7 protein-coding genes are annotated in these 5525 nt (G+C 54.0%); 3 read left to right on the forward strand and 4 right to left on the reverse strand.

All coding sequences use genetic code 11. The annotated features are described in order from the left end of the window. Positions 1–151 precede the first annotated feature (151 nt). Positions 152–913, forward strand: a complete 762-nt coding sequence (locus BUA54_RS20295) for a Crp/Fnr family transcriptional regulator (protein ID WP_072859048.1) — start codon at positions 152–154, stop codon at positions 911–913. Here BUA54_RS20295 and BUA54_RS20300 read toward each other — a convergent pair. Continuing rightward, a complete protein-coding gene (locus BUA54_RS20300) occupies positions 893–1537 on the reverse strand; it encodes a DUF421 domain-containing protein (protein ID WP_178352816.1) in 645 nt (214 codons plus the stop codon). The genes BUA54_RS20295 and BUA54_RS20300 overlap by 21 nt on opposite strands. A 222-nt stretch (positions 1538–1759) precedes the next feature. Here BUA54_RS20300 and BUA54_RS20305 point away from each other — a divergent pair, with 222 nt between their 5' ends. Next, the gene (locus BUA54_RS20305; protein WP_072859049.1) at positions 1760–2188 is read left to right on the forward strand and encodes a DUF2383 domain-containing protein; all 429 of its coding nucleotides are present in this window, start codon (positions 1760–1762) and stop codon (positions 2186–2188) included. A 117-nt stretch (positions 2189–2305) separates the two neighbouring features. Here the strand turns inward: BUA54_RS20305 and BUA54_RS20310 are convergent, their stop codons facing one another. The 3 genes from BUA54_RS20310 to BUA54_RS20320 form a co-directional block, all read right to left on the reverse strand. Continuing rightward, positions 2306–2848: a homocysteine S-methyltransferase family protein gene (locus tag BUA54_RS20310; protein WP_072859050.1), complete on the reverse strand. Its 543-nt coding sequence runs from the start codon at positions 2846–2848 to the stop codon at positions 2306–2308. A 975-nt stretch (positions 2849–3823) separates the two neighbouring features. Further along, positions 3824–4468, reverse strand: coding sequence for an outer membrane protein (locus tag BUA54_RS20315; RefSeq protein WP_245810858.1), 645 nt, complete (start codon positions 4466–4468; stop codon positions 3824–3826). Between the two features lie 206 nt (positions 4469–4674). Next, on the reverse strand, positions 4675–5115 hold the full coding sequence (locus tag BUA54_RS20320; RefSeq protein ID WP_072859051.1) for a prepilin peptidase: 441 nt from the start codon (positions 5113–5115) through the stop codon (positions 4675–4677). 201 nt (positions 5116–5316) lie between these two features. On the opposite strand from BUA54_RS20320, the gene BUA54_RS20325 reads away from it, so the two are divergent. Then, positions 5317–5525 (forward strand): DUF4331 family protein (locus BUA54_RS20325; protein ID WP_143155570.1); only part of this gene is annotated, 209 nt, incomplete at its 3' end.

Raw genomic sequence — 5525 nt, forward strand, 5'->3', positions numbered from 1 at the left:
CGCCCGGCGCGCTTGCCCAAAACGACCGATCCGACTACCAATCTCAAACCCGCAGACTCTCGTTATGAACGAGGGACCCGAGGGGGGCAGGTCAATCGGTTTAATATTGTTAAATTGACACAAGAACAATCAAGTGCGTCAGGAATTACAGATGGAACAACACCTTCAAAGCGCGTTCCTGACCCGACTGTCGCGATTGCTGGATTTGACAGGTCCAGAGCGGGATACCCTGGAAGACCTCGAGAGACATCCTGAACAACGCCGGGCGCGCGCTCCGGTCTTCGATGCCACACGACCGGACGACCGCATTGCGATTTTGCGCTCTGGCTGGTCGGCTGTCCGCGTCCGGACAGGCGTGTGCAAAACCACGATAGCACAGATTTACGTGGCAGGAGATGTCATCGGATTTGACGACCTAGGCTTCGGAACCCCACCACATGAAACCACGATGCAGACGGATGGATCGGTGACCTTGTTGAACCGAACCAAGTTTTTGGCCTTGGCATCAACCCATCCCCGCCTCTTTGACATTTTGGTGTCGCTCGCCAGCCTGGACACCACTGTCCTGTTCGACCGCATGCATACCATCGCGCGTCTCGCTGCGGAAGACAGACTGTTACACTTCATCTTGTCGCTGAAAGCGAGGATTGAACACGGCAATCTGCAAAAATCTGACCGTTTTCCCTTCCCGTTTACACAGCAAGAGATCGGCGATGCTTTGGGTCTGACGGACATTTATGTGAATCGCTTGCTACGACGTTTGACAGATTCAGGCGAGCTGGAGCGATCGCGTTCTTACATTCGCCTCAGAAATCAGAAGGCCTGGGAGGAGCGACTGGGTTTTCGCGATCGCTACGCAGTGTTCGATGAAAACCTGATGACCCCTGTCGCGTCAGCGCGCCACGGTCGCTGACGTCCAAATTTTGCCACCGCAATGCAGGCAGGCAGGTGGGACCTTGACCGGCGCCGGCAGGACGACTCCACAGGTACAGCAAGCAAGAGCGGTGTCGTCAACCGGTGTGTCAGGATCAAATGTCACGGGCGGATAGACATCCCATGCCGGTTCGATAGGGAGTCCAGCGCGCGCGGGCTTCGATCTGAATATGCTGAAACGACCTGACGATTCCAGGTAGGCCTGCCTCACTTCACCAAGATTAACCACGCCCTGCTCGCGCAGACTTTCAAAGAGTTCGTTTCTGCCGATTCTCGTCCGGCGAAGACTTGAGACGTTGATAACGCCGTTGCGGATGACCTCCACCGTCTCACCATCGACGAATTTCTCGGCAAAGCTGAACTGATAGATCAGGCGATCAAGGAATTTATTGATGAAGACAACGACCGTAATGACCAGCATAGCCTGAAACAGCGGCACTTCTGGGTAGAACATCGCGTCGCCCACAGCGGATCCTAGTGCGATGACCAGCAAGAATTCAACGGTCGACATTTGGGCAATGCCACGTCCACCCACCCATCTTATGAGTATCAAAGCGTATGCGTAGATGACGCAAGATCGGAAGACGATTTCGAGATAAAACAAGGATGGGTCCGTTCCGAAGAACATGCGCGCCAAGTCGAAAGGGATAACCGCTTCGTCCAAAATCTGGGCTCCACAATAGTCTTCATAGGGCAGTCGTTACAACGGACTGATATCAATGTACGCTCGGTACGGCAGAACGACGGAAGATAAAATTCTAGGGGGAACCGAATACATCTGTCATGCTTGTGTCGCTGCATGAGCAGCGGTTGCGAGGTGACCATAATGGCCATGGACGTTCATGACGTTCTTCATACGATCCATACAGCGACCAATAATGTGCTGGCAGGTTATGCGACCATGCTGGTACGTGCCGATCCCGAGATCTTGCCCATTGTTAAAGACCTTAGCAATTTACACCGGTGTCACGCAACAGAACAGAAGGAAGCGCTGAGGCGACTGTGGGATACAGAGGATGGTGACAGGACGCTCAGAGCCACCGCAACCACGGCGGTGGCCAAATTCCAAGATTGGGGTGCCGGTGTTGATGTCGATGCATTAGCTGCCCTCCATAACAGCGAGAAGGCCCTTTTAGATATCTATCGCAACACCCTTACCCAATGGTCCGTGGACGGACATGGAGAAATTGCCGAATGTCTAAGGCGGCAATACCACGAGATCCGAGAACAGCTTGCCAAGCTCCCCACCGAATAAATCTCGAAGCTTCTTAAAACCATCCAGTAGCCACCTGTGAGGCGTGCAATTCATCGAACCCAACATTTGCAAAACTTCTGGCCAGTCACTGAGTGATTGTGATCGGCACCGGACCGTTCAAATAAAGCCCTTAATTTTAGCAGTTCGTTCCGTAATTTTTCGCGTATGCCGCTCACCAATGCCACGGGAGCCACCCAAATTATGAGTAGCAGGATGGGAAAGCCAGAGGTCTGCAATTTGCTGGCTAAGTTCGTCAGGATTGCCGTCATCGAACGACGTCGCATTGTCTAATTGGAGGTGGCTCCGTCTCGACGCATTTGCCACAAACCCTGCGAGTTTGGCTTCCCGACCGCCACCGCCAAGACCACTAGCAATGTGTTCAGGATGGGCGCAATTTATCACGATGTCCAACGGATTGGCAATCTCGCAAAGTTGGGTCACGGCATCCCTCAAACCGATACCGTCGGTAAGCACGCCGTCCGGCTCTACGACATAAGACACGATTGCACGTATGCCAACTTGCCATGTTGAGATCGCGATAACGACCGCCTCTCCTGTGGAGCTGATGGTGTATGCACTTACGAAGTCAGTGCCCCCCTCCTTCGCGGCTGCAATTCGCAGAAGACGATGATAGCGGGCTGCGCGCTCGGCCGATTTCACCCCGGCCTGTAGCCATCCTCTTGGGGACCAATATGAACGCTCACGCACATAGCAGAGGGCGGACTAGGGATGCTGATCTTTGACTCTGGGCAGCACCGCACCCGCTTCCCATGTCACTTGCAGAAAGTCGCGGGCCGCATATCAGATATGCCTTGCACGATCAGAATTGACCATCCGGGCTAGGGTGTTCTAATTAGGGCCCGCACTTGTTTCGCGGCCAATCCGAAACAATTCCTGTAATAGTCGCGCCTTGAGTATCGACCGTCAGGATCGTCGATCAGAGAAATCGAGGCGAAATTCAAGAGGCTGACACATTTGTTGAAAGTTAGTTCGGTTTCCATCACGGTCTAGGATAGCCAGAATGGAGTCTTACCAAAGGTTTCTGCATCAAACACGTAATCCTCCACGACGTTTCTTTGCCGAAATCCGCAGACAGACAAAATTCCATATCATGCTAAATATATGCAGATGAGATAACAAACGGGTAGGTCAATTTCATGAACCGTCTGACCCTCGAATATTGATGATAGGAAAGCTATAGATGAATTATTACGCCGCAAACTTGAACCTTGTAATCCTTACTTTCATTATCGGTCTTCCACCCATGGCTCATTGTCGGAGGCACGCCGTATTTCACGCCCGGCACCGACACAGTGCACCGGCGGTCACGACTTCTAGGGTCACGCGAGCCCTGAAGCCTGAGACATTGTTCATGTGTATCGGTAAATTCTTGTCACTTCGATCCTGAAGACCAGCACACGTTTAAGCGTAGCCTGGGTGACGGTTCAAATTTCCGGGGAACGACACATCGGCAAATTGTCCCGACAGAAATGCCATATCATGGCTGTCAGAGGCGACTGCGCCGGCATCGGGCCGTCACGCGGATCGTGAAACGATGAATCACAGGCTTCAGGAGTCCCGCTTGGCGACTTACCGGCACGGCCTTGATATCCGCCCTGTCCAGTCGATAATAAATCAGAAGCTGAAGGACAAGCGCAGCGCGGCGGTCGTAGCTTCGAGGTCCACACCGGTTCCGTCAAAATCATCGAACTTGTTCTGTAAGACTTCAGCCCCCACGATAAGTTTTTGGCCGTATTTGTAATCGACTCCAAGCCCGGCGAACGCCCCGCTGTCATCCCCTGCGAAGCTGCTGTTGGAAACCGAAGCCTGCGCCACGCCAGTCGTCACGTAGGGCATGAAACGACCAGCATCGTACCCGAAGCGCACCTTAGCGCGGGCGATACTGTCGAATTCCAAAAATGATGACCCTTCCTGGACGTCCATCACTTCGTATTGCAACTCACCGCCCAAAACGAACTGACCAAAGCCGCGGTTGTACCCAGCGTGAACGCCGAACGAACCGCCATCCGGCGAGCCCGCAAACAAGTCAGCACCGTTGAAGGTTCCGTCAATCGAAGTATGGCCGAGGCTGCCGCCGATATAACCACCTGTCCACCCGGACGATGCCGGAGGGGTTGCCGTTTGGGCGAGGGGAGCCGGAACGTCTTCCATCACCGGCTCAGCGATACTGCCCGCGGCTGTGGCTGTGGCAACGAAGCTGAAGAGGCCGACGGACAGCGTTGTGATCGCTGCGGTCTGAAACATAGGTGCGATAAACATCTCGAATCCCTTGAAAATTGAACGGAACACTAACGTAACGGTGATGTTCTCAACGACCTGGTTTTGGCCGAGGCTGTGCAAACCATGAAGTCAATTTCGCTACGAATCAACGCAATTCCGCATTCTACGTTCGATTGTTGATCTTGCGGCGCGCGGGCGAGGGTAGGTACATAAGGCTGGCAACCGGATGTAGCCCTGCGATCCACTTATGACCGTATTGTTAGCCAAACGACAAAGAAGGAAAGCGCAAGCCAAGGCCCAAAAGCGATATGGGCCGTGCGGCGCGACGTCGTCAGGATCGCGAAGGCAAGGCCGCCTAATGCAGCGAGGAGGATCACAAGGGGCAGGGGACGCAGGCCAAGCCACGCACCAGCGGCTGCAAGCAGTTTGGCATCCCCAAGCCCCAGCCCTTCGATTTGCCGCCAACGAAAGAAAATGCCTCCGATCAGTGCAAAAACAAGATATCCGGTTGCTGCGGCGGCCACAGGCCCCCATGGCCACGCCCCAAGGATGAAGGCGTTCACCACCCATCCACCGAAAATCAATGGCAAGGTAAAGCGATCCGGCAACCTCAAGGTCCGTAGGTCGATGAGGGAGAGTCGGAATAGCGTCACGCCCAACAGCACGGTGACGATGGTCTCGAACATAGAATTGACTTCAAAGCTGCGGTTGATGGCATGCTTCGGTTAATGGGGTGATTAATTGTGATGCTACGAAACTTTTCGGTCACAATGCCGTAACTTCGGTGTAGAGTAAAATTTAAGGTTGTCGCTTGCAGTGGATTGGCGCGGTCTTTCATCGCGAAGCCTTGAGATCAACGATTGAATTTTTAACTGGAGGGCAAGATAATGAGACTTAAGGGCAATACCATTCTAAGCGGGACGACTGCCGTCGCGCTATGCGTCACGGCCACGCTGGCGGGCGCATCCTCGCACCGCGAAGCCCCGGCAATCACCGAGACGCCGAAGATCGACGGCACCGATTTTTACATGTTCCGCAGCTACGAACCCGGCCGCGACGGGTTCGTCACGATGATCGCGAACTACCAGCCGATCCA

This window comes from Loktanella atrilutea (assembly GCF_900128995.1).
GTDB lineage: Bacteria > Pseudomonadota > Alphaproteobacteria > Rhodobacterales > Rhodobacteraceae > Loktanella > Loktanella atrilutea.

Bases quoted from the DNA above. Each gene is read 5' to 3' on its own strand.
- BUA54_RS20295 (WP_072859048.1), top strand. From the start codon at position 152: ATGGAACAACACCTTCAAAGCGCGTTCCTGACCCGACTGTCGCGATTG.
- BUA54_RS20305 (WP_072859049.1), top strand. From the start codon at position 1,760: ATGGCCATGGACGTTCATGACGTTCTTCATACGATCCATACAGCGACC.
- BUA54_RS20315 (WP_245810858.1), bottom strand. From the start codon at position 4,468: ATGTTTATCGCACCTATGTTTCAGACCGCAGCGATCACAACGCTGTCC.
- BUA54_RS20320 (WP_072859051.1), bottom strand. From the start codon at position 5,115: ATGTTCGAGACCATCGTCACCGTGCTGTTGGGCGTGACGCTATTCCGA.